22 protein-coding genes are annotated in these 23,057 nt (G+C 40.8%); 10 read left to right on the forward strand and 12 right to left on the reverse strand.

What is annotated here, in order from left to right; translation table 11 throughout:
* Window positions 1-76: 76 nt before the first annotated feature.
* From ACXAFK_RS07405 to ACXAFK_RS07435, 7 genes are all read left to right on the forward strand, one after another.
* Entirely contained in the window at window positions 77-700 is a 624-nt protein-coding gene (locus ACXAFK_RS07405) for a tetratricopeptide repeat protein (RefSeq protein ID WP_224836582.1), read from the forward strand.
* A 6-nt stretch (window positions 701-706) separates the two neighbouring features.
* Complete coding sequence (locus ACXAFK_RS07410; protein ID WP_224836583.1) at window positions 707-2,035, forward strand: 2TM domain-containing protein; 1,329 nt, start codon at window positions 707-709, stop codon at window positions 2,033-2,035.
* 172 nt (window positions 2,036-2,207) lie between these two features.
* Window positions 2,208-2,486 carry a 2TM domain-containing protein gene (locus ACXAFK_RS07415; protein ID WP_224836584.1) on the forward strand — a complete coding sequence of 93 codons (279 nt, stop codon included), beginning with the start codon at window positions 2,208-2,210 and terminating at the stop codon, window positions 2,484-2,486.
* Window positions 2,487-2,527: 41 nt separating this feature from the next.
* Complete coding sequence (locus tag ACXAFK_RS07420; RefSeq protein WP_224836585.1) at window positions 2,528-2,830, forward strand: 2TM domain-containing protein; 303 nt, start codon at window positions 2,528-2,530, stop codon at window positions 2,828-2,830.
* A complete protein-coding gene (locus ACXAFK_RS07425) occupies window positions 2,821-3,138 on the forward strand; it encodes a 2TM domain-containing protein (RefSeq protein WP_224836586.1) in 318 nt (105 codons plus the stop codon). Before ACXAFK_RS07420 ends, ACXAFK_RS07425 begins: the two co-directional genes overlap by 10 nt.
* Before the next feature lie 5 nt (window positions 3,139-3,143).
* The gene (locus ACXAFK_RS07430; protein WP_293299175.1) at window positions 3,144-3,467 is read left to right on the forward strand and encodes a 2TM domain-containing protein; all 324 of its coding nucleotides are present in this window, start codon (window positions 3,144-3,146) and stop codon (window positions 3,465-3,467) included.
* 57 nt (window positions 3,468-3,524) lie between these two features.
* On the forward strand, window positions 3,525-4,280 hold the full coding sequence (locus ACXAFK_RS07435; protein ID WP_224836588.1) for a LytR/AlgR family response regulator transcription factor: 756 nt from the start codon (window positions 3,525-3,527) through the stop codon (window positions 4,278-4,280).
* A gap of 90 nt (window positions 4,281-4,370) precedes the next feature.
* On the opposite strand, the gene ACXAFK_RS07440 is transcribed toward ACXAFK_RS07435, so the two are convergent.
* Both ACXAFK_RS07440 and ACXAFK_RS07445 read right to left on the reverse strand, forming a co-directional pair.
* Window positions 4,371-5,561 carry an LETM1-related biofilm-associated protein gene (locus ACXAFK_RS07440; RefSeq protein ID WP_252080013.1) on the reverse strand — a complete coding sequence of 397 codons (1,191 nt, stop codon included), beginning with the start codon at window positions 5,559-5,561 and terminating at the stop codon, window positions 4,371-4,373.
* Window positions 5,562-5,668: 107 nt separating this feature from the next.
* On the reverse strand, window positions 5,669-6,235 hold the full coding sequence (locus ACXAFK_RS07445) for a mechanosensitive ion channel family protein (RefSeq protein WP_474957312.1): 567 nt from the start codon (window positions 6,233-6,235) through the stop codon (window positions 5,669-5,671).
* A 70-nt stretch (window positions 6,236-6,305) separates the two neighbouring features.
* Here ACXAFK_RS07445 and ACXAFK_RS07450 point away from each other — a divergent pair, with 70 nt between their 5' ends.
* Both ACXAFK_RS07450 and ACXAFK_RS07455 read left to right on the forward strand, forming a co-directional pair.
* Window positions 6,306-7,286: a CorA family divalent cation transporter gene (locus ACXAFK_RS07450; RefSeq protein ID WP_224836594.1), complete on the forward strand. Its 981-nt coding sequence runs from the start codon at window positions 6,306-6,308 to the stop codon at window positions 7,284-7,286.
* Window positions 7,287-7,421: 135 nt separating this feature from the next.
* Window positions 7,422-8,069, forward strand: coding sequence for an OmpW/AlkL family protein (locus ACXAFK_RS07455; protein ID WP_474957313.1), 648 nt, complete (start codon window positions 7,422-7,424; stop codon window positions 8,067-8,069).
* Between the two features lie 128 nt (window positions 8,070-8,197).
* On the opposite strand, the gene ACXAFK_RS07460 is transcribed toward ACXAFK_RS07455, so the two are convergent.
* The 4 genes from ACXAFK_RS07460 to ACXAFK_RS07475 all read right to left on the reverse strand — a co-directional run bounded on the left by ACXAFK_RS07460 (window position 8,198) and on the right by ACXAFK_RS07475 (window position 13,619).
* On the reverse strand, window positions 8,198-8,830 hold the full coding sequence (locus ACXAFK_RS07460; protein ID WP_474957314.1) for a hypothetical protein: 633 nt from the start codon (window positions 8,828-8,830) through the stop codon (window positions 8,198-8,200).
* 103 nt (window positions 8,831-8,933) lie between these two features.
* Entirely contained in the window at window positions 8,934-9,521 is a 588-nt protein-coding gene (locus tag ACXAFK_RS07465) for a superoxide dismutase family protein (RefSeq protein WP_474957315.1), read from the reverse strand.
* A 77-nt stretch (window positions 9,522-9,598) separates the two neighbouring features.
* The gene (locus ACXAFK_RS07470; RefSeq protein WP_224836600.1) at window positions 9,599-10,291 is read right to left on the reverse strand and encodes a DUF2490 domain-containing protein; all 693 of its coding nucleotides are present in this window, start codon (window positions 10,289-10,291) and stop codon (window positions 9,599-9,601) included.
* A 118-nt stretch (window positions 10,292-10,409) separates the two neighbouring features.
* The gene (locus ACXAFK_RS07475; RefSeq protein WP_474957316.1) at window positions 10,410-13,619 is read right to left on the reverse strand and encodes a VPS10 domain-containing protein; all 3,210 of its coding nucleotides are present in this window, start codon (window positions 13,617-13,619) and stop codon (window positions 10,410-10,412) included.
* A gap of 224 nt (window positions 13,620-13,843) precedes the next feature.
* Between ACXAFK_RS07475 and ACXAFK_RS07480 the strand changes: the two genes are divergently transcribed.
* Complete coding sequence (locus tag ACXAFK_RS07480) at window positions 13,844-15,097, forward strand: MFS transporter (protein WP_474957317.1); 1,254 nt, start codon at window positions 13,844-13,846, stop codon at window positions 15,095-15,097.
* Window positions 15,098-15,102: 5 nt separating this feature from the next.
* Here the strand turns inward: ACXAFK_RS07480 and ACXAFK_RS07485 are convergent, their stop codons facing one another.
* From ACXAFK_RS07485 to ACXAFK_RS07510, 6 genes are all read right to left on the reverse strand, one after another.
* A complete protein-coding gene (locus ACXAFK_RS07485) occupies window positions 15,103-15,672 on the reverse strand; it encodes a YdeI/OmpD-associated family protein (protein ID WP_474957318.1) in 570 nt (189 codons plus the stop codon).
* A 1-nt stretch (window position 15,673) separates the two neighbouring features.
* Window positions 15,674-17,284, reverse strand: a complete 1,611-nt coding sequence (locus ACXAFK_RS07490; RefSeq protein ID WP_474957319.1) for a M1 family metallopeptidase — start codon at window positions 17,282-17,284, stop codon at window positions 15,674-15,676.
* 68 nt (window positions 17,285-17,352) lie between these two features.
* Complete coding sequence (locus ACXAFK_RS07495; protein ID WP_474957320.1) at window positions 17,353-18,684, reverse strand: M28 family peptidase; 1,332 nt, start codon at window positions 18,682-18,684, stop codon at window positions 17,353-17,355.
* Between the two features lies 1 nt (window position 18,685).
* On the reverse strand, window positions 18,686-19,303 hold the full coding sequence (locus tag ACXAFK_RS07500; RefSeq protein WP_474957321.1) for a TMEM175 family protein: 618 nt from the start codon (window positions 19,301-19,303) through the stop codon (window positions 18,686-18,688).
* Window positions 19,304-19,310: 7 nt separating this feature from the next.
* A complete protein-coding gene (locus tag ACXAFK_RS07505) occupies window positions 19,311-20,834 on the reverse strand; it encodes a nuclear transport factor 2 family protein (RefSeq protein WP_474957322.1) in 1,524 nt (507 codons plus the stop codon).
* A complete protein-coding gene (locus ACXAFK_RS07510; RefSeq protein ID WP_338195690.1) occupies window positions 20,831-23,041 on the reverse strand; it encodes a bifunctional alpha,alpha-trehalose-phosphate synthase (UDP-forming)/trehalose-phosphatase in 2,211 nt (736 codons plus the stop codon). Before ACXAFK_RS07510 ends, ACXAFK_RS07505 begins: the two co-directional genes overlap by 4 nt.
* Between the last annotated feature and the right edge of the window lie 16 nt (window positions 23,042-23,057).

A 23,057-nucleotide genomic window follows, 5' to 3' on the forward strand; every position in this document is an offset into this window, starting at 1 on the left:
ACCTTCTTTCTGGCCCAATTTTGTCCCATCAATAATTTATTTGAAACTACCGTACAATCTTTAAAAAACGACAGTCATGAAAAAACTAATTTTATCAATCGTATTACTGGGAACAGTAATGGTGAATGCTCAAGATCGCTATTCCAAAGGAATGGAAAAAGCCTTTGAGTTGTGGCAAAATCAAAAAGTGGTCGATGCATCCAACATGTTCGAACGTATTGCCACTGCCGAACCGGATAAGTGGTTGCCTTATTATTACGTTTCGCAGATAAACACGGTAATTTCTTTCGGAGAAAAGGACGAGGACAAACTCAGCAAACAATTGGAAAAAGCAAAAGAGTTTTTGGATGTGGCCAAGGCCATATCGCCCAATAATCCCGAACTTTTGATTCAAGAAGCACTAATCAATACTGCTTGGATCGCTTTTGATGGAGCAACCTATGGAATGACGCTCTCCCCTAAAAATGTGCAGCTGTACCAGCAAGCTATGGAAATCGATCCTCAAAATCCTAGGGTCATACTTTCCAAAGCAGAATGGGATATGGGTTCCGCGCGCTATTTTGGAAAGGACATTACGCCTTATTGCAAAGATGTGGAAAGGGCCTTGGAACTTTTTGCTACCTTTAAATCCGAAACGCCATTTTATCCAACCTGGGGGAAAGAGAGAGCAGAAGAAGTTTTGGCAAATTGTGGCAAATAAAATACCATGAAACTTTTTATCAAGGAATTTTTTAAAGCAATATTAGTGGGGATAGCTATTTTTATAGTTCTCCTCATTTTTTTCTATGTCAAAGGATGGCAGCTCACTTATCAAGAAATCTGGGTGGAGTTTTGGGAGAGCATGATTTTCTCCGTGATCATTTACATGCTTAATGCGGCCTCCTTTATAATTTTAATGCGCAAATACAATAAGGAACTTTTTACCAAGAAATATATTGGTTATGGAATATTGGGCAACATTGTTGCCTCCATCATTGGTATTGTTCTCGCCCGTCTTGTTTTAATGGTCGGGTTTTATCAAAAAACCATTGGACAGTTTTTGGAGGAGGAACAATCCTCCTTTTACATTAGTTCCTTTGTGATTTCCATGATCGTTGCGCTTTTATTCTATGCGGCATATTACTACAAATACTACAAGGAAAGACAGGTAAAGGAGCAAAAAATTATAGCAGGTTCGGCTTCTGCCCGTTTCGACGCCCTTAAAAACCAATTGGATCCTCACTTTTTGTTCAATAGTTTGAATGTACTCACAAGTTTAATCGAAGAAGACCCGCACCAGGCGCAGAACTTTACCACTTCGTTGTCCAAAGTGTACCGTTACGTATTGGAACAGAAGAATAAAGATTTGGTTACTGTGGACGAGGAATTAAAGTTCGCCCGGACCTATGTACGCTTGCTAAAAATGCGGTTTGAGGACAGTATTGTATTCGACATTCCAGATAGCTGTTCCCGACCCGAAGCCAAAATAGTTCCCCTTTCGTTACAACTTTTATTGGAAAATGCCGTAAAACATAATGTGGTGACGTCTTCCCGACCCTTGCATATCAAGGTTTTTGAACAGCAGGGTATGTTGGTGGTAAGCAACAATCTTCAAGAAAAGCAGGTAGTAAAGAAGAGTAGTGGGGTAGGACTTCAAAATATAAAACAGCGCTATCGCATACTAACCGATCGCGAGATGGTCATTAAAAAGACCGAGAACGAGTTTAGTGTGTTCCTGCCAATGCTTACTCAGAAATACACCATAATGGAAACACAGGAGCATTATATTGAAGAAAAACGCTATACAAAGGCAAAAGAACGGGTAAGGGCCATAAAGGACTTTTATGGCAATGTATTGGCCTATTGTATCGTAATTCCTTTTTTATGGTGGCTCAATTTCCGTACAACGGACTTTCTGTGGGCCATTTTCCCTAGTATTGGTTGGGGCTTTGGTGTACTGGTGCATGGTATGGAAGCCTATGGCTATAACCCCTTATGGGGCAAACGTTGGGAAGAGCGCAAGATCAAGGAGCTTATGGAGAAAGATGATTTTTGATCAATTTAGAATCAATGCAATACCGTTGCTCTAATGCATCGTAGCTTCGTTCCAAACGGTAGTTGTGCGCCAGAACCACAATTCATCCCAATAAAATTACAATTCGGGAATTCACTTTTCTTTTTGATATGGGTTATTGCGAAGTTTGAACTGTAATCAAAAAACAACAGTCATGAAAAATTTTACAGAAGACCGATACTCCAGGGCAAAGGAAAGAGTGGAGAACCTCAAAGGATTCTTTTATAGCCTAATCTCTTATTGTGTAATTATACCTTTATTGGTGTACATTAACTATAGGACCACCGATATTCCGTGGGCATTGTTCCCCGCAGCAGGATGGGGCTTGGGACTGTTGTTCCAAGGACTTACGGCTTACGGACGAAACCCTATCTTGGGAAAGGAATGGGAAGAGCGTAAGATTCAGGAGTTTATGAACAACAAAGAATTTTAAGAATGCGTAATTTTAACTATAACACATCAAACTATAAAACTATGGAAAATATGGATAACGAAAACAAATACATTAGGGCAAGGGAACGAGTGGACGAGCTTAAAAAGTTCTACGGTAACCTTACTTCCTATGTGCTGGTAATTTCCGGATTGGCCTTGATCAATTACTTTTCCAACGGATTTGGGTATATGTGGTTTCTATGGGCAGCATTTGGATGGGGAATCGGATTGCTTTTCCATGCCTTGAAGACCTTTGATCTAAACCCATTTTTTGGCAAACAATGGGAAAAGCGTAAGATAGAGGAATTTATGCGGGAGGATGAAAAGAACAATAAATGGAAATAATCGTGGAAAACTTTAATAAAGAAAAATATAATAGAGCAAAAAAACGGGTAGAGGAGATCAAAGGCTTCTATATCCATTCTGCAATATATATAGTGATCAATACTTTTATTTTGATCAATATTTACGTGAGAACAGACAATTTTTGGCAGTGGGAACATTTCATCACTTTAGTGGCCTGGGGCATAGGGTTAATGTTCCACGCATCCAAGACATTTGGTGTAAACCCATTTTTGGGCAGGGATTGGGAACAGCGCCAAATACAAAAGTACATGGACGAGGACAAAGAGGAAATGAAAAAATATAAGTAAGCGTGATGGATAACAAAAACATTTCTTTGGAGGCGGCCAAAAAACGGGTTAAAGAACTCAAAGGATATTACAGGCATATTATGATCTTTGTGATCGTAAACGGTATTCTGGTACTTTTAAGAACAGGGGTGCTCAATTCACTTTTACCAGTGGCATTTCCAAAAGAATCGTATTATTACGAATGGGTAAATGCCAATATTTTGATTTGGGGAGTGATATTGCTTGTACATACTTTGATTATTTTTAGGCATAAAATCACTTTCTTTAAAAAATGGGAAGAACGCCAGATCCAAAAATATATGGAAGAGGATGAAACCAATGATTATTGATAGATCAAAATTCTTAAATAAGAGAAGACCAGCATAACCAAATACAACCAAAATTACATGAATGTCCTAATAATTGAAGACGAAAAACCAGCGGCAAGACGATTATCCAGATTGCTTTCAGAATTGGAAATTGATGTTTCCACCATGTTGCATTCGGTGGAAGATTCCATTGTTTGGTTTCAAGATAATCCGCATCCCGATCTGATCTTTTTGGATATCCAATTATCAGATGGACTTTCCTTTGAAATTTTTGATGTGGTCGAGGTAAAAAGTGCCATAATTTTCACCACTGCTTATGATGAATATGCACTACAGGCTTTTAAGCTGAACAGCATTGATTATTTACTAAAACCTATTGATGAGGAAGAGTTGGAAAGTGCGGTTAAAAAGTACAGGGATTTTAAGCCGGAAAACCGAAAAATCCCGGTCGATTTTAACGACATAAAAAAGCTCTTGATAAACCCTTTGGAACGTGAGTACAAAAAACGTTTTACGGCCAAGGTGGGGCAGCACTTAAAAATTATAAATGCGGACGAAGTAGAATGTTTTTATAGTGAGAACAAAGGTACCTATGCGGCGACTTCGGACGGTAGAAATTATTTGCTGGATACTACCCTGGAGCAATTGGAGGAGGAGTTGGAACCACATACTTTTTTTAGGGTGAGCCGAAAGTTCTACGTGAACATCAACCACATAGCAGACATTATTTCATACACCAATTCAAGGCTTCAAATTAAGCTCAACCATTTTAATGAGCACGAGATCATTGTAAGTAGGGAAAGAGTAAGAGACTTCAAGCTATGGTTAGAGTAAGAGGTCTTAATAATCTGGATTTCATATTTTTAATATGAATAAAAATAAATTATAAATTTTTCTTATAGTGCCTTTTTTGACCCATACGGTCTATTTTTCCTCAATCCGATTATCGTCGAAGGCCGAAGGCAGCAGTTTGGGAATCAATTTAATGAAAATTGGTAAAAGTACCGCCCCACCGGGCAACATAAAAATGGCCAATGAGGGTATGCTCTTAAAAATATCCAACAATTGGTTCTGCACTTTTTTCTTTTCTTCCGGGCTTAGATCTTTAATGGTCGACTTGGATAAAAGGGAGACCAATTCCCGACTTTCGGTAAGTTCTTTTTTTAATCTTTTGCTATTTCTCAGGATTAGTTTGGTGACATTTTTGGACATCCCATCATAGAATTGAACAGCTAAATTTTTGTTGTTCAAGTAGGCTATTTTTTCCTTGTTTTCCTCAAAGAAATTCTTCACAAATTTCAGCTCGGATTCTATCTCTTTTTTAGTCTTTTTCAAGTCCTTCCCCAACCCAAAAATATAGTCGGTTTCAGTATAGTCCAAAGTCTTGTCTTCCCAGATGGTCAAGCAAGCCATATCCAAGAAATAATCTCTCTCGTTCTCAGTAAAATTTCGGGACAGTAAATCGGTGTAATCACCATCATATTTTGCCTCGTCCAGATCAACATAGGTTAAGGAAGAACCTAATAATTGTATCAGTTTTGCATCGGACTCGTGGGTCTCTTTGGCGTTTAGTGCATGGTACACAATGTTGATGGTAACGTACTCCAAAAGTTGGGCATGCTCCATAACATTATTGTTCCCGCGTAGGTATACCATAAAAATTAGTATATCCACATAGAGCAAAGAATTGGTCAGGCTATTGCCAAATGCCCGGCTAAAGGTATTATCGCTCAAATAAATTCTGGAATCGATCAATTTTTCCAGTTGGGATTCTGTTTTGGAACCACTAAATATTTTGTTGAGGTAAGATACGCGGCTAACATTAAGGGATTGATAATACTCGAATACTTTTTCCACGAAGGCTTCAAAATCGTTCTTTCCCACCTCAAAAGTATAGGTAAAATATAGCGCCGAAAGGAGATTGATCTTGGCAATTTCGTCTTCTGTTAACGTGTGTTCCACTTCAATAAAGGAGGGTATGTCCAAGTGAACGCCATAAACGAACCCATTTGTCTTTAGTTCTTGGTACATACTGTCAAAGTCTTCAAAGAGAGAAGACTCTTGATTAACAAGGTGGCCGAACTTATTGATCCATCCGGATGCAGAAGGGTTCATCTTTTCGTATTATTCGACAAAGTAAAACAAATATTTGTTAATCCGATCGCGGTGCGTTCGCAGAATATACGCCTTAATGAGAAAAGTAAAGCGGTGTATTGTTATGGTTACAAGGAATTGGTGGAGTCGTTTTCAGTTATTGTTCCATCTTCATTCCGAGGGGGAACAATCTCATCTTTAAGAATTTCTATCCCTTTTTGTATCACCAAATTAGTGGGTATGGTTATTCGTTTACCATCATCGGTCCGCATAAAAAGATAAAACCCACTAATGTCCTCTACCTTTCCGGTCCAATCAAAGTCCTTGTCCATTACACGGATTCTATCGCCTAAACGCAGAGGATGGCTAAAAAACAGGATCACGCTGGCCGTTAAATTGGAGAGTATGGACCATTGGGCCACAAATCCCACACCTAAAATTGCCAACACGGACGACAGAAACAATGAGATGTCTTCCAGATTGACCCCCCAGATAAACGATAGTCCGAGAAAGGCTAATATAAAAAAGAGAATATTGTTAAGGTAAAAAATTACTTTCCTACTGTTCATGTCTATCGAACTCGAACGTCCAAACCGCCTAATGGCATTTTTGTTCAAATAATGGAGCGAGAACACAATAACGAGCAGAATTATGGTGTATAGAAACTCGGTTTTAAAAGTCATTGTATCAATCATGGTGGTACTTTGCAAATTTGAATTAACTTAAGGATCTAAACTACGAATAAACCTTTTCACTTTATATGCCATGAAAACAGATTTTGAAGAAAATTCATGGGTAATAAATTACTCACCGGACAATTACTACAACAGAAAATTTACGATCACCGATGATTCAGTGCTATCCAAGGGAGATAAGTCTATAACTTGGATAAATACTTACGGTTTGCAGTATATGGATGAATTCCGCCAGATGGTAAACGGGAACAATCTCGATGATTTTTTGTTGCGCCTTCTGTTGAACCAGAAAATGGGGAACAAGGTCATTGAGCTGGAAGACCAATTGTTCATTGCGGCCAGAATCCTAAAAACCGAACACGATAGTATGGAATCCGAACAAATGTACTTTGTGGTATCCAAGGATTTTGTGTGGTGCATACAGGAAAAATGGGGAGATCATTTTGATTGGATCAGGCAACGTATATTCGAAAACAAGGGCATTATCCGTAAAAAACGAGCAGATTATCTTTTGTTTTTTATACTGGAAACCTTGATAGCGAACTATAAGGAAAAGTATGAAGAGACCGTACTGATGGAAAATGCGTTGGAAGCCATCGTAAAACAGGAACCAACACCGGAATTTATGTTTGAGGTAGAGCAAAAAAAAGCTATTATTCAAGATTTTAAAAAAGCGTCTCACGGCCTTAGGGACATAATTATTAAACTGGAGAGGGTAGAGGTAAAAGGATTTCAGACCAAATATTTTAGTGAACTTCGAGAGCAGATCAGTGGGCTGATCATGGACATCGATTCGGATATAATGGAACTGGAGAGCCAGATAAATCTTTTTTTTAGTATGCAGGGCCACCGTTTGAACGAAGTAATGAAAACCTTGACCATTTTCTCTGTGGTTTTTATTCCACTCACTTTTTTGGCGGGGATTTATGGGATGAATTTTGATAACATGCCAGAACTTCGGCTTGCCAATGGGTACTTTATTTTGTTGGGGGTTATGCTGATCGTTGTATTGGTCACCATCATAATTTTTAAACGTAAAAAATGGTTTTAGCCCTCAAAAGCCGATGTTCTGTTACATATTTTTCTTTTTTGATAGGGTATATGGATTTTTTATTCAATGATAAACATCATATTCCCGCAGGGAGTGTCAAACTAGTTTTGCTTCATCAATTTAAATTAACACACGATGAAAAAAAGAATACTAGCAGCTGTGATCGCTTTAATGGGATTTGGCAATTTGGCAATTGCACAGGACGCCCCTATGGATGATAGCAGTAAATGGCAGTTTAGATTAAGAGGTATTGTGGTAACTCCCGATGAGAGCGCGGATATAGAGGCCATAGGCGGAGATGTGGATATTTCGACCGCTGTTGTACCAGAATTTGACATAAGTTACTTTTTTGATGATAATTGGTCCTTGGAATTGATTTTGGCCACGGCCAAGCACGATGTGGAAGCCATTGGGACTGCCGCGGGAGATATTGATCTGGGGCATGTTTGGTTGTTGCCTCCAACATTGACCGCTCAATACCATTTTACAGGAGGCAATTTTGTTCCGTATTTGGGTGCTGGTCCAAATTTGACCTTGTTCTATGGTGTTGATGAAGGACCCGTTGCAGATGATGTGGATTACGATACAGCAGTTGGCTTTGCCCTACAAGGAGGTTTCGATTTTATGCTCAACGATAAATGGTTCTTGAACTTCGATGTTAAAAAACTGTTCTTGAACACTACGGCAACCGTAAATGCGACCACTGCTTTGGGTGCCACGGTAGAGGCCGATGTGGATATAAACCCATGGATTTTTGGAGTGGGCGTAGGTATAAAACTTTAATATTCGATTGTTTTTTTAGGTAATCTAAGTTTTGAAAGCAGTTTGGACAGTCCGGGCTGCTTTCTTTTTGGGAGAAAAAAGAGCTGCAACATGCAGCTCTTTTATTATTTTTTAGCCTCGGAAGACTTCTATTTTTGCTCCAACAATACCGATGCATTGATGGCAACCTCCTCCCAAGTTTTACTAACACCATCCGGGCCAGTGTGCAAAATTTCGCATGCTTCGTGCAAAGAGGCCAGGGCATTAAGGGCATCCCATTGCTTTAGGTCCATTACTCCGGAAAAATTCACCTGGTTATCGTCCATAATTTCGTATTCCATAGGCAAATCGGTAGTAACTCCGTTCATGCTAAGTTTAACCGAGCAACTTTTATCTTCGGAAAACATAAAGGTTCCGGTAATAGTTTGGGTCTCTGCCATTTTTTCAAAAAAGAATTCGATGATTTTTGGGTCTCGAACTTCCGTTGGGTCATTGGTGAAAAGACTGCTTACCGGGATGGAAAACTCAAGTCCGTTCAAGGTTTCCATTGGTGTTTCGCCAGCTGAATACTTTAATTCTACCTCTTTGAATGTTCCTCCAACAGGAACTTTGTCGGTAGTTTTGTAAGCGGTGAAATTTACACTGGTTGAATCCTGCACAATACTGTAGGCCGATGCCATTTCTTCAGTTTGCTCTTCGGTTTTTCCCTCTTTTTTGTTTTGCTTACAGCTAAATGCGGTAATAAAAAGAATGCTCAATGCTGCAATCTGTATTTTTTTCATTTTGGAAGTTTTAATTTTCTACTAAGTTATGGATTATTAAAAGGGCTGTCAATAAAAAAGCTGCCCATTGGACAGCTTTTTGTTTTTTGACATTTTATAGAACTTACTGGATGATGCCTGTACAAGCAATTCTGGCACCTGCGGCACCTGATGGTTGAGAGGTAAGGTCATCAGCACCTTGGTGCACTATAACAGCCTTTCCCAAAATATTTTTAGTATCGTCATCACAGCCAATACACCATTCATCTGTAGAAAACTCCATTGTGGCTGTACCGTCGGCGTTGGCTGTAAAATTACCGATATCTCCTTTGTGGTACCCCTCGTCGGAACCCCATTCTCCATGTGGTTGAAAAGTTGGGTTCCAGTGTCCTCCGGTGGATTTGCCGTCAGGCGAGGAGCAATCTGCCTTTTCGTGCAAGTGTATGGCATGTTCACCTTCATTTAATCCAGTAAAGGTGGCCCTCATAATTACCTTATTACTGTTTTCTGTAAAAACAACTTCGCCATTTACATTGCTATCACTCTTGGGTTCCATGGTAAAGGTGATTACTTCGGGATCTAGGGTTTCAACTACCTGATCAATGGTCTCTTTTACCTCCACTGATGTTTCTGTGGCCTCTTTTTTTGCTTGTTTACAGCTAAAAGCAGCTATAAATACTAATGTTAAGACAGTTATTTGTACTTTTTTCATTAAAACAATCGTTTTTTAGGTTAGCCTTTAATTTAGGCATTAAAAGTACTGTTGTCAAACATTTAGCAATCGAATTTTTATGGCTTCTTTTTTTTGAACAGACCTCTAAGATCTGGATTATAAAAAACGGCAAATTGTAAGCGATCATAAACGGCATTTTGGAACTGGTTTCTTAAATACCCGATTTGGATGCTACTGTTTTCCGTAACATTTACCCCTAGCGCTCCATATAATCGATTTTGCCCAAAGAGATCGTCCTGCAGATTGATAAATAGTTCATCATAAAAATTCAGAAAGAAGGTATTGGTCAGTGGCAATGTCATCTGAATGCGATATCGCGCCCGATGTTGGGTTTCGGTATAGTCGCCAAAATCCAAAAAGCGCTGCTCCAATCTGTACCGGTGTTCGAACAAGAACTCCCAAACTTTGTTTTTAAGAATAAATTGCTCAAAGATTCGATGTTCCTTGGAGTTGATCTCCCCTTCAAATTCGAAAAAGGAGTTGTCCGTATCTATAAAAGCATAACCTGCGGTTGCAATGGCATTGGGATCAATGTGATAATTAAGTCCTGTTCTAAGCAACATTTGATTAAAGTTACTGGTGGTTTCATAAAACCTGAATTGTGCCTCGGAATGGATGCTAAAGCGTTCAGAGATTTTATTGGTGCCAAAGTACATGAACCAAGAACCGGTTTCGTCCTCGCCAGGTTGTTGCGCGTTTACATATCCCGATATAAGTATAAAAAATAGGGCTGCTAATTTTCTGATCATTTATTCTTTGTTTAGTTACTTTATTCAAAATACCATTGTCGAATGCTTTTTAAATGAGTTCAATAGCGAACCCAGATTTTGTCTAAGCCTGACAACGGTATTTTGAAAAGATCAATTTTTAATTAAGGTTAAAGTTTTTGGTTTCTTTAAAAGGGGAAAGGTCCAATGATTCAATTGATGATCTATAAGATTTCCATGGGTCATTAAAGAACGTATTGGTCTTGTCCAATGCTGTTTTTAGTTCTTGTTCTGCGAACTCTATCAACCTTTTTTCGGTCGAAGTAATTCCGGTTTTTCTTGTGCCCACATAATAGGAGGCATTTCCAATTCTCGACATTACGGTTGGCTCGGGATTCCGAACAATACCTTGGCGTTTGTCGTCCTTTCCTAAATACAGGGCGACGATGGAATCTATTTGCTTAACTATTTCTTCGGAAGCTTTGATCTGTTCTTTGAACTTATCCTTGTCCAATTCCTTTAGCTCTTTTTTGAACGAATTGGCCAAATCTTTGCTTTCTACCAACTGTTTTACTGCGTCCGCTGCGGTTTGGGAAAAACCTTCAAGTTTTTTTCCTGTTTCATAAACTTCGTTTACGGAAGCCATATTAACGTCCAATCTAGGATCGGTCTTAACGGTTATCGAGGTCGAATCGGTGGCATCGCCATAGATAACTTTTACTTTGTATGTGCCGGGCTTTACATCGACCCCTCCACGCTCTCGGGTATTTTTTCTGATGGTTCTAGAGGGTCTGTCCGGTCCCTTTTCGTCCAAATTCCAGTAAACCCTGTGGAAACCAGCTTTTTCCGGTGTTTTGTATTTAAGGGTGCGGATAAGTCGGTCTCCGTCATAAAATTCGAAGAAAATGGAGTCTTTAGTCTTTTGACCTTTGCCCTCCTCTTTTTTATCTTCCTCATCGGTGTCCTCGTCTTTTTTGTCCTTCTGCTTGGCCATTTTACTTCCCTCTTTCAAATAATAGGTGATCATGGCTCCCGACCTTCGGTTTTCTGCATTATAGAGGGCATCGGCTCCAAAACGGCTCCCTGTTGGCTGTTGGTAAGCGGCCAAATAGGCATCGGGGCTTTCGAACAGTTCTATTTCTTTTTGAAGAATTGTGGTATTTCCTGCAATTTCCCTTAAAGGCCGAATATCGTCCAAGACCCATGCGGCCCTACCAAAGGTTCCGATGACCAAATCTTGTTCTCTTGGGTGTATGGCCAAATCTTTGGTGGAAACGGTTGGGAAACCTTTGTTCCATTTTTTCCAGCTGTTTCCAGCATTCAATGAGATGTAAAGCCCGTCATCTGTGCCAAGAAACATCAGGTTTGGATTTTTTGGGTCTTCGATTATGGATAAAGCATAGCTTTCCACATCATTTTCGTCGACTATGCGCGTCCATGTCTTACCATAATCCGTGGTTCTATAGGCATAAGGTGTATAGTTGAATCTTCTATAATCGTTGGCCACTAATAGTGCCTCTCCTTTATTGTTGTGCGATGCCTTTATCTGCGGAATCCAACTCCCTGTGGGCAGCCCCTTGATATTTTTGGTTACCTCTGTCCAAGTTTCGCCTCCGTTTAGTGTGTAATGTACACGTCCATCGTCCGTACCCACCCATAACATGTTACGTTCCACTGGAGATGGTTCTATCACAAGAATGGTACAATGATTTTCCGCACCGGTAGCATCCATGGTCAGACCACCACTTTCACTTTGTTTTTGTTTTTCTTTGTCATTAGTGGTTAGATCGGGCGAAATTACTTCCCAGGTCAACCCCTTATCCGTGGATTTGTGAACAAACTGACTTCCAAAGTAAACGGTACCGTTATCAAAAGGGTCTTGACCAATGGCTGCGTTCCAATTAAATCGGAGCATGGTATCGGCATCCGGTGGGGTAGGGCGGACAATGTAGCTGTTGCCCGTTTTCCAGTCATAACGCCTTACATTGCCTTGTTGGCTCATGGCATAACCGAACTGGCTGTTGTCCTTGTCCGGAACTACATCAAATCCATCGCCAAAAGCAATTTCTTGCCAGTAGCTGTTTCTTATGCCCTGGGATTTCCAAACATAGGCAGGTCCTCTCCAAGAACCGTTGTCCTGCATTCCTCCGTATACATTGTAGGGGTATTCGTTGTCCGTACTAATATGATAGAATTGTGCAACGGGTAAATTACCAATAAATCGCCAAGATTCGCCTCCATTTTTTGTGATATTCAATCCGCCATCGTTGCCATCCAACATAAATTGGCCATTTTCTGGGTGGATCCACCAGGCATGGTGATCGGGATGTATTCCATTGTTTGCTCCATAGGCGGGCATTAACTGTTTAAAATTTTTGCCTCCATCTTCCGAAACGTTAACATAAGTAAAAACAGAATATACCCTGTTTTCGTTTTGAGGGTCTACATAAATTTCTGAATAATAGAAAGGACGGTTACCGATATCGCTCTTATCGTTGATCTTGGCCCATGTAAAACCTCCATCCGTAGATTTGTACAATGCATTTTTTTTGGCCTCTACCAAAGCATAGACAATATTGGGCTTGTTTCTGGCGATAGCTACCCCTATTCTTCCCAAATTTCCTTTGGGCAATCCATCTTCCGAAGTTATTTTTTTCCAAGTTTCACCACCATCGTGTGTAATATGGAGCCCACTTCCTTCGCCACCGGAGTTAAAGAACCAAGGTTCTCTTTTGTGCTCCCACATGGCTGCTATAATCTTATTTGGATTGGTGGGGTCCATTACCATATCTGCTACCCCGGTCTTGTTGTTAACAAACAAAATCTTGTTCCAAGTTTTTCCGCCATCCGTTGTTTTAAAAACGCCGCGTTCCGGATGTTCGCCCCAAGGTGAGCCAATGGCGCCCACATAAACCACATTGGGATCGGTGGGATCTATAATTACTCGATGTATATGTCTTGTTTTTTCCAATCCCATCGATTTCCACGATTTTCCACCATCAAGGGATTTATAAATGCCATATCCGCCATTTAAGCTGTTACGTGGGTTACCTTCTCCGGTACCCACCCAGATTACGGATGGATTGGATTGTTGTATGGCAACTGCACCTATGGAGGCGGTTACCTGGTCATCAAAAATGGGTTCCCATTTGATTCCCCCAGAAGTGGATTTCCACAATCCCCCGGAGGCGGTTCCTACGTACATCACTTCTGGATCGTCGTGGACCACATCAATCGCTGTTACACGTCCGCTCATTCCTGCTGGACCAATATTTCTTGGTTTCATGTCCTGAACTAGGTCCATGTTAAATTCTTGTGCCGTAAGACCTACGGTAAGTAGAAATGCAAAAAATGCAATAAACTTTTTCATTGGTGTTGTCTGATGTTTTGAGTTTAGTTAAGACCATATTGCAACCGCTCCTATACTTGGAAGGTTATTTTTTGGTCGCCTAAAGATACCAAAAACCCTCCCCGGATTTCTTAAAGGGATGTTAACAGAATTTTTGTTCCACCTACTTTTAAAAGGTGCCCGTTGCTTGAAATGATTTTTGGGTTTCTCCTGTTTTTTGCTGACTTTTAACAAAATCAATTTTTTTGAAAGAAGCAAAACCAAGTTGGTTCTATTTGATATTGTTGATACTTTCGGGGGAAGCCATTTTTATCCTTCCCTTTGTTTTGCCGCGGGTATTTAGGCCTACGGTATTGGATGTTTTGGGGTTGGACAATGTGCAACTGGGCCTTTGTTTTTCGGTATATGGCTTGGTCGCCATGGTTTCGTATATTTTTGGAGGTCCATTGGCCGATAAGTATCAACCTCGAAAGTTAATAGCCATTGCTTTATGGATGACAGCGGCCGGAGGATTCCTATATGCCCAATACCCATCTTTTTGGTTATTGCAGATGCTATATGGTTGGTGGGGATTCACTACAATTTTTTTGTTTTGGGCGCCTATGATCAAGGCTGCTAGAATTTGGGGCGGGCGTAACGCTCAAGGTAAGGCATTTGGGTTCTTGGACGGGGGACGGGGTCTCACGGGAGCTTTCTTCAGTTTATTGGGGGTGCTCATTTTTTCGTTTTTTTTGACAGAATCACCGGATACGGCAGGTCTTCAGGATAGAAGAGAGGCATTTACCTATGTAATTTATACCTCTTCGGTAATTATAATTTTAGTTGGTGTCCTTGTCTGGTTTTTTATGAAATCCGATGCGATCGATGAAAAGGCGGTTTTGGATCGTATTTCTTGGAATCATATGAAACAAGTTTTAAAACTTCATTCGGTTTGGCTGTTGATGGTCATTATCCTGTGTGGATATGTAGCGTATAAAATCACGGATATTATCTCACAATATGCCGAGGAAGTCATGTTGTACAATCAAGTCGATGCCGCAAAAGTGGGAACTTTGTTACAATTTTTAAGGCCAACAACAGGTATTATTTTTGGCTTGATCGCAGATAGGCTAAAGATCACATGGCTTTTGGTTACAAGTTTTGGTCTAACGCTGATCGGGGGATTGATTTTCGCAAGTGGCATTATTGCACCGACCACAACAGTTTTGTTCTTTATGTCCGTAGTGGTAATTGCAGCTGGAGTTTATGCCACTCGTGCATTATATTTTGGTGTAATGCATGTTGGTAAAATTCCCTTGACCTTGACGGGCACGGCAGTAGGGCTCATTTCTTTGGTAGGTTATACCCCGGATGTATTTGCAGGTCCGGCCTATGGGATACTATTGGATGCCCACCCCGGAGAGGAACTGGGGCATCAAAATGTTTTTTGGATGCTAAGTGCATTTGCTTTTGTCGGAGGAGTGGCCGCCTTTATCTACCGAAAAAAATATGGAAGGTAATCTCGTCAGTTTCTATACTTTATGTTTTGTTCCGATAGCGATATGATCTCCTTTACTCTTTTTTGGCGGGTTTCATCACGTTTGGCTTGTTTTAGCCAATACAGATATCCTTTTTTTTGACTTTTGGTGAAATTTTTAAAATTCTCAAAAGCAGTTTGGTTCTTATCAAAAGCCTTTTGCAGTATGTCTGGAATTACGCCATTTTCCACATCGTCCAGCGCTGTCCATGAGCCGTTCGCTTTGGCAATATCGATGGTGGCCAATCCACTTTGGTGCATTAACCCATCGGACTTTAACTCCTCAATATAAGCCTTGTTCAATGTACTCCAAGTGCTATTAGGTTTTCTGGGGCTAAAGTATTGTTTGCGCTTACCGTTCCCCAGACTTTTTACGGTACTGTCGATCCAACCAAAACAGAGGGCCACTTTAACGGCTTCTTCCCATCGCATACTTTCTTTACTGTGGTCAACAGAATAGAATATCAAGTGAATACCGGTGTATTCTTTATGGTTCTCGTGCAGCCATTCCCGCCACTCAACATCGTTTTTAAAATAGAATTCGGGATACTTGCTCAAATCAAATTTTATTGGTCTTTATATAAAAGTTTTTGTCAATGATCACTTCGTTGCCATCCAGTTGCTCGGATTTCCATTCTTTAGAAGGGAACAGCCATGTTTCCGACCCGTTCACAAAAGCTTTTACAGGCATATCAAAATCATCCACGATATCCACATATCGGTAGGTAATGGAGCCGTTTTCAATTTTATATTCCAACTCGGGAATCATGGTTGTTCTCAGGTATTGATTAAAAAAAGCGGATAAGTCTTTCTCGGTTTTTTTACTCAGATAATTCTCTATTTGGGCCGTTGTAACCGTCTTATGATAAAATTCTTTATTGATTCCGCGTAATATTTGGCGCCATTTTGCATCATCCTCTACCAATTGGCGCAGGGTGTGCAAAATATTGGCCCCTTTATAGTACATATCACCCGAACCTTCCTTGTTCACATCGTATGGTCCAATAATGGGGCGATCGTTTTGGATATTGGCCCGTGTTCCGATCACATATTCTGCAGAAGCCTTTTTGCCAAAATGATAGTCGAGGTAAAGATTTTCCGAGTACGCTGTAAACCCTTCGTGAATCCACATATCTGCAATATCCTTGTAGGTAATGTTGTTGGCAAACCACTCATGTCCTGCCTCGTGTATAATTATAAAATCGAAATGCAGGCCCCAACCAGTGCCGGACAAGTCTCGCCCCAAATACCCATTTTGATATTTGTTGCCGTAGGTCACCGAGCTTTGGTGCTCCATGCCCAGATAGGGGACTTCCACCAACTTAAATCCATCCTCGTAAAAAGGGTAGGGGCCAAACCAGTGTTCAAAGGCTCGGAGCATCATCGGAGTTTGAACAAACTGTTTTTTTGCTTTTTCCAAATTTTCGGGCAATACATAATAATCCAATTGCAGCGTACCATTTTCTCCTTCGTAGGTTTCATCAAAATGGGTATAGTTGCCGATGTTTACGTTGACCCCATAATTGTTGATGGGATTTTTAACCGCCCAATGGTATGTTTTAAAATCGCCATCTTCCGATACATCTTCCAATTGACCATTGGACACATCCACAAGATGTTTGGGTACGGTAACACTAATGCGCATGCTGTCCACCTCATCGTACATATGATCTTTATTGGGCCACCAAACGCTTGCACCCAGACCTTGGCAGGATGTTGCTACGAACGGATTGCCATTTTCATCTTGTTTCCAAGAAAAACCACCATCCCAAGGTGCCCGGACTGCTTCTCGTGGTCGCCCTGAATATTTGATCTTAATCTCGTTGAACTCTCCCGGCACCTGTTTTTTCTTTAGTTTGATGAAGTGGGCATTGCCCTCGGTGGTATATTTCAGGTTTTTGCCATCTTGCAAGACCGATTCGATTTGCAATGGTTCTTGAAGGTCGATTTGAAGGGTTTTGGCAGGCTTTAAAACTTTGTACCGCACAATATTGTACCCCGAAATATATTTTTTGGATGGTTCTACCTTGATGTTGAGATCATAGTAGTTCAAATCCCACCACTCCCTTTCCGGGGTGATGCTTCCTCTTAGTGTATCTTGCCTAGTAAATTCCTGTGCCGATAAAATGCCCGACACTAAAAGGAAAACGATTAAATAGATTTGTTTCATGATCATTACTGAATGATATTAATGGCTAGTCTTTGGTTGTAAAAGACCAAGTGATTCAAAAATAAGGCTTACCTAAAAACTTTATTGGGAAAAACCACAGGACTTTCGTGTCCATCTGCACCAATAGCGGCCACACCAAAAAAATAATTGTCTATTACTATACCTTCCAAGGTATGCTCGTCTACATCGCCAACATACCTGTAATTGTCCCAGGTGGAGGATGTTGTATCCCTCCAATAGATTTTATAGCCTTTGGCTCCATCGACCTTACTCCATCTAAGTTTGGCACTGGGTTCTACAATGCCACCGATTTCAACAGTTTTGGGCGATGGCGGAGCCCAAGCAATGGAGGCTAGGTTTATGGCATTTACGGCTGTGAGTTTTTTGGCATATTCAAAATCTACATGCTCCAATACGTCACCGTAGGCGATGCCATTTTCCGTTCTGATATCTTGGTGCTGTTGTGTATAATTTTCATGGGCCTCCATTATGCGAATTCCGGCAAAACCTGCGTCGTTGAAAGGTCTGTGGTGCCCTCCACGACCAAAGCGATCTAAACGATAGATCAACATAGGATTCATTTCTGGCATATAGGTTTTAGTGGTTTTGTACACATACCTGGCCAGTTGGCGCGAGATTCCATCTACCTCCCCGCCATAGAATCGGCGAGCCCTTCGTTCTTGTTCAGTTTCGGTAGGGGGCACGGGTTCCGAGAATATCCTAAAGTCCCTATTGCTCACCACTCCATCTACTCCGGTAATGTTACCGATCATATCATTGTTCAAAATTCCTACAATATCCCATCCGCTTTCTTTGGCTTGGGCTGCAAGACCTTTTCCTCCATATAGTCCCTGCTCCTCTCCAGAAAGGCCCACATAAATTATACTGCTTTCGAACGTGTACTTGGACAGTACCCTTGAGGCTTCGATGGTGCCCGCCATTCCACTGGCATTGTCGTTTGCCCCAGGAGAGGTGGATGTGTAATTGTTAGGGTCGCTCACTCGTGAATCGATATCACCGCTCATGATAATGAACCGGTTGGGATATTTAGTGCCTCTTTGGATGGCTACAACGTTAACAATTTCAACATCTTTTACGATTCGTGCATTATCGCCTTTCTTTACAAAGTTTTTTTGATAAAATACCTCTAAGCAATTACCGCAGTTCGAAGAAATTTTATCGAACTCTGATTTTATCCATCTCCTGGCAGCACCAATTCCTGTGGTCCGGGAAACGGTATCGCTCAAGGTATGCCTTGTTCCAAAGTTAACCAAAGTGGTAACATCGCTCTTTATGCGATCTGCGGAAACGGAATTTATAATGTCATAAAGTCTAGTGTCGGTTTGTGCATAACTTATGCATGCAAAAAGGAGCAGCGTTGCAAGTAGTTTAGTTTTCATATTACAGGGAGTTGTTTTTCTTTTGAAAGTACATGGCGTGAAAATAACAAATAGGTCCTAAAAGCGTATATAGTATTCCGGGGAGACCGTAATATAATCCAATATGAAACTTGGCAATGATAATGGAAACGAAGGCGACAAAAACAAAAATTCCAAAATGCCGTGCATAAAACAAATGTAATTTATTGCCTGTCCCATTCTTCTTGTATACTCTTAGGTACATTAGGGAAAAACACGTAAAAATCAACAAAAACCCAAGGCTGTACAATTGAAATAGCGAAGAAAAATCGTCTTTGTTGATTTGTAGCGTCCCCGTCCATGAATTGATCAATGATTTGAGCGGAAATATAAAGTAAAGAATCAAAAATAGGAGAACCGTATTTAGGCCAATGATCATATTGTCCATGTAATCTGATCTTCGGAAAAAATTATAATGAACGGACCAGAGCCCTACCAGTGCAAAAAAGCTTACCGAAAAGCTCAAAAAGACTATCCAATCTACCTGTAAAATGGAATTTTCCGCTTGCGTTCCCACAGAAACTACCAAAAGGGTCGCGGCAAAAGCAAATACCGCATCGCTAAAGGCTTCAATTCTACTAATGTTGTGCGGTAGTTTCATGTATTTATTATTGGATAAAGGTTACTTTGCTAATTTCGCCATTTTCTACTTCATAAATAGCAATGGCTCTTAGTATCCTTCCATTTATGGTTGCCATTTCTTCGTCTATCACCTTGTTTCCGATCACGATCCTGTTTTTTATACTGGCATGTAGGTCGGGGGTGTTTTCAAAGAGAGCACTGTATTGTTGTTCCAGATTCGCCCTGCCTTTTAAGTTTAATGTATTGGGGTAGCTGTATATCTCTATCTGGGGTGCATAGGTGGTGGAAAATGCCTCGATATCCCTTTTATTGTAGGCGTCCAGTTGTTCTTGTACGATACTTTCGGCATCGGTAAGAGGACCATCGGGGAATATAAAGGTCATGGATTGGATTTTACCATTCTCCACTTGGTAGATAGCGACTTGGTGCCCGTCCCTGCCGTCCACTTTGGTAATTTCCTCATCTATAATGGTGTTGCCCAACACTATGCGATTTACAACTTTAACGTTAGATGTTTTTACGTTCTCGAAAAACCTTTGGTAGTTCTCGCGCATTTTTGATTTTCCTTGGTACATAGGCTCATCCGGAAATTGCCGAACACGCACATTTTCGGAAAAGCAAGAGACAAAATCATCTAAGTTCCTATTGTTAAAAGCTTCTACCTGTTTTTGGATTATTTTGGCAGGCGACCCTTCGGCAACAAAGGCCAATCTTTTAGCTTTAGGGCTTATGGCGATTCTACTAATATTGTTGATTTCTTCTTGATTGAATTCCATGATCGTTTCCCATTCCGCGCCTTCGTCCAATTCGAGACGTAGCAATTCTTTGTTGAATCCCGTAATTATGGTATTGGTGCCCAGCCAAGCTATATCCTCCTGATTTTGGTAAGTGTCGATTATCTTTTTTATTTCACCAGTAGTAGGATTTAAGGATAAAATTTCCCACTTCTCGCCCTTTTTTCCAACAAAACTGACCAGATCTGATTCGGGGATGTTGTGCAAAGAGCGCCCAACATTTTTATGGACGATTCGGTGTGTGCCTGTTTCAACATCCACGATCACAAGATCCATACGATTATCTGTTAAAACCGTAGCGATCAGGGTAGATGGGTCGTACCATACATGATAACCAATTTTTAAGTCTGTTATTGGTGTGGATTCCTGTGTCTGTAAATTATAAGCATACAGGCGTTGTAAGCCATCCACATCCAGTCGTATGGCGGAAAATGCATTCTTTCCGGGAATACGTAGCGGAGAAAATTCACTGCCGGCCTTTGTATAGGTCAACCACTTTGATGTGCTTCCTTCTTTAACATTGAATTGAAGAACATCGGTCTGGTCCTCCCGGGTTGATGCAAAAAGGATGGAATCGTCGTTCCAAAACGAAGGTTGATTGTCGTAACCATTGTTGTTCGAAATGTTTTTTGGGTTGGTCAACAGGGGTTTGCCCTCTTTTATTTCTAGATCAAAAAGATATACCTCTGTCTCCACTTGGGACCATCCTACGGTAACGGAGAACAACAAGAAAATGCTCAATAAAACTCGTGTCATGGCTTTGTAAAACGTTTCAATAATTGCCTTACCCTTGTGGTATTTTCCACATGGTATTTGGCATGTGTTTTTTTAAGACCGACTTTGACCGTAATTGCGGTCTCCGGTAGTTCTTGGAACATAAATTCGTCGGTCCAATCATCACCAATGGCAAAAACAAAGTCATAATCGTCTTCGGTTAACATACGAGTGGCGGCCCTTCCTTTGTTCACATTACTGTTTTTTATTTCCATTACCTTGTTCCCGTTGAGCACGCTAATATCGTCGTTGCCGATCAAACTTCGAAGAACGGTATTGAGTTCCGTGGCCCTCTTATCCCCGAAATCCGGGTCGGTATTGCGGTAATGCCAAGCTAAGGAATAGTTTTTTTCCTCAATAAACGAGCCAGGTGTCCGATCTACAAAAGATTCGAGCACAGGTCTTATTTTGCCCATCCATTCTCCTTTAACCTGTTCCAACATCTTAAACTCGTCCCCGTTTTTGGAAATCCATACACCATGCTCTACTATCATATTATATTTTTTGGGCAAGAACCATCGGCCAAAGGTCTGTTTGTCCCTCCCGCTTATTAAAAAAACAGTAGTGTTTTCTTGGTTGTGCAAGGCATCTAAAAGTTGGTACAATTCTTCATCTGGAGATGCCTTTTGTGGGTCTTTGTGGAAACCTGCCAAGGTCCCGTCATAATCCAAGAACAATAATCGTTTCTTGGATTTTTCATATTCATTTTGAATGGAGGACAATATGCCGGACGACATCTTTTCGGAAATAAAAGCTTTGCCCAGATCTCTGTTCTCTTGCAAAGCACTCATAAATTCATTGGCCCAAACCTCTACATTGTAGCGTTCCAATCTTTTCTGAAGAAAAGTGTTACGGGATATTTGCTCTTCCAAAGGCATGTTAAAGGCTTGCTTAAGTGTATCTGCTTGTTGTTCAAAGTTATTCGGATTTATCAACAGAGCTTCGTTCATTTCGTAGGCCGAACCGGCCATCTCGCTTAGAATCAGTACCCCAGACTTATCTGTTCGGGTAGCAATATATTCTTTGGCCACCAAATTCATTCCATCCCTAAGGGGTGTCAGCCATGCAATGTCGCTGGATGTATATAGGTCGATCAGGCTTTCAAAGGGAAGGGAACGATAGAAGTACCAAATAGGTGTCCAGTTCACCGTGGAAAGCTCACCATTTATTCTTCCTACCAATTCGTCCACCTCTTTTTTTAATAATTGATATTGTGGAACGTTGGAGCGGGAGGGAACGGCAAGTATGATCAATCGGACTTTTTCCTTGTATTCTGGATACTTTTGAAGAAAGTACTCGAATGCGTTGATTCGCTTTGCTATTCCTTTACTATAATCGAGTCGATCTATGGATAGGATCAATTTGGTATCCGGGGCCGATGCTTTGTGGTTGTCCAAACGAACTTGTAGATCACTTCGGTTTTCTTTACTTTTTGAATCATGGTTAACAGCGGCATCCCTAAACTTTTTGTAGTCGATTCCCATGGGGAAAGAATCCACTTTTATGACCCTATTGTCCAGATAGATCTCGTTGAAGCTTACATCCAGACCGATCAATCTGCGGACGGAGCTCAAAAAATGCCTTTCGTAATCGTACGTGTGGAAACCGATAAGGTCCGAGCCCAACAATCCTTCCAGGATTTCTTCACGCCAAGGCAGGGTCCTGAAAATTTCGAAAGAAGGAAAAGGAATGTGCAGAAAGAAACCAATGGTCGTATCCGGTCTTTTTTCGCGGACCATTTGGGGAACCAACATCAATTGGTAATCGTGGACCCAAATAGTATCGTCTTCACTTGAGTTTTCTATAATGGCATCGGCAAACTTTTGGTTTACGGCCTTGTAGGTTTCCCAATAGGTTAATTCAAACTCGGAATATTCCAAAAAATAGTGGAACAAGGGCCAAATGGTACGGTTACTGAATCCATAGTAGAAACCATCCACTTCCTTTGCATTTAGTTTTACCTTGGCACACCCATTATCCTGCAATGCTTTGTCTATTTCATCCTCGAGCCCATCGGGAATATCCTCGTCCGTGAGCCCGGACCAACCGATCCACAGACTTTCGCCACCACTGTGCACAGATTTCATTCCAGTGGCCAAACCTCCAACACTTGGTACTGCATTGAGCGATCCATTGCTAATTTGTAATTGAACGGGTAGCCGATTTGAGATTATGATAGTTTTGCCCATAAAAGGATGATTTTTG

The organism is Flagellimonas sp. ABD4_174 (assembly GCF_056160185.1).

Excerpts from the sequence above, each read along its gene's own strand:
- ACXAFK_RS07430 (WP_293299175.1), top strand. The coding sequence starts at position 3,144 with ATGGATAACAAAAACATTTCTTTGGAGGCGGCCAAAAAACGGGTTAAA.
- ACXAFK_RS07460 (WP_474957314.1), bottom strand. The coding sequence starts at position 8,830 with ATGAAAAAAATACAGATTGCAGCATTGAGCATTCTTTTTATTACCGCA.
- ACXAFK_RS07435 (WP_224836588.1), top strand. The coding sequence starts at position 3,525 with ATGAATGTCCTAATAATTGAAGACGAAAAACCAGCGGCAAGACGATTA.
- ACXAFK_RS07490 (WP_474957319.1), bottom strand. The coding sequence starts at position 17,284 with ATGAAACAAATCTATTTAATCGTTTTCCTTTTAGTGTCGGGCATTTTA.
- ACXAFK_RS07495 (WP_474957320.1), bottom strand. The coding sequence starts at position 18,684 with ATGAAAACTAAACTACTTGCAACGCTGCTCCTTTTTGCATGCATAAGT.
- ACXAFK_RS07420 (WP_224836585.1), top strand. The coding sequence starts at position 2,528 with ATGGAAAATATGGATAACGAAAACAAATACATTAGGGCAAGGGAACGA.
- ACXAFK_RS07455 (WP_474957313.1), top strand. The coding sequence starts at position 7,422 with ATGAAAAAAAGAATACTAGCAGCTGTGATCGCTTTAATGGGATTTGGC.
- ACXAFK_RS07445 (WP_474957312.1), bottom strand. The coding sequence starts at position 6,235 with ATGATTGATACAATGACTTTTAAAACCGAGTTTCTATACACCATAATT.
- ACXAFK_RS07425 (WP_224836586.1), top strand. The coding sequence starts at position 2,821 with ATGGAAATAATCGTGGAAAACTTTAATAAAGAAAAATATAATAGAGCA.
- ACXAFK_RS07500 (WP_474957321.1), bottom strand. The coding sequence starts at position 19,303 with ATGAAACTACCGCACAACATTAGTAGAATTGAAGCCTTTAGCGATGCG.
- ACXAFK_RS07465 (WP_474957315.1), bottom strand. The coding sequence starts at position 9,521 with ATGAAAAAAGTACAAATAACTGTCTTAACATTAGTATTTATAGCTGCT.
- ACXAFK_RS07440 (WP_252080013.1), bottom strand. The coding sequence starts at position 5,561 with ATGAACCCTTCTGCATCCGGATGGATCAATAAGTTCGGCCACCTTGTT.
- ACXAFK_RS07470 (WP_224836600.1), bottom strand. The coding sequence starts at position 10,291 with ATGATCAGAAAATTAGCAGCCCTATTTTTTATACTTATATCGGGATAT.
- ACXAFK_RS07410 (WP_224836583.1), top strand. The coding sequence starts at position 707 with ATGAAACTTTTTATCAAGGAATTTTTTAAAGCAATATTAGTGGGGATA.
- ACXAFK_RS07510 (WP_338195690.1), bottom strand. The coding sequence starts at position 23,041 with ATGGGCAAAACTATCATAATCTCAAATCGGCTACCCGTTCAATTACAA.
- ACXAFK_RS07415 (WP_224836584.1), top strand. The coding sequence starts at position 2,208 with ATGAAAAATTTTACAGAAGACCGATACTCCAGGGCAAAGGAAAGAGTG.
- ACXAFK_RS07505 (WP_474957322.1), bottom strand. The coding sequence starts at position 20,834 with ATGACACGAGTTTTATTGAGCATTTTCTTGTTGTTCTCCGTTACCGTA.
- ACXAFK_RS07450 (WP_224836594.1), top strand. The coding sequence starts at position 6,306 with ATGAAAACAGATTTTGAAGAAAATTCATGGGTAATAAATTACTCACCG.
- ACXAFK_RS07475 (WP_474957316.1), bottom strand. The coding sequence starts at position 13,619 with ATGAAAAAGTTTATTGCATTTTTTGCATTTCTACTTACCGTAGGTCTT.
- ACXAFK_RS07405 (WP_224836582.1), top strand. The coding sequence starts at position 77 with ATGAAAAAACTAATTTTATCAATCGTATTACTGGGAACAGTAATGGTG.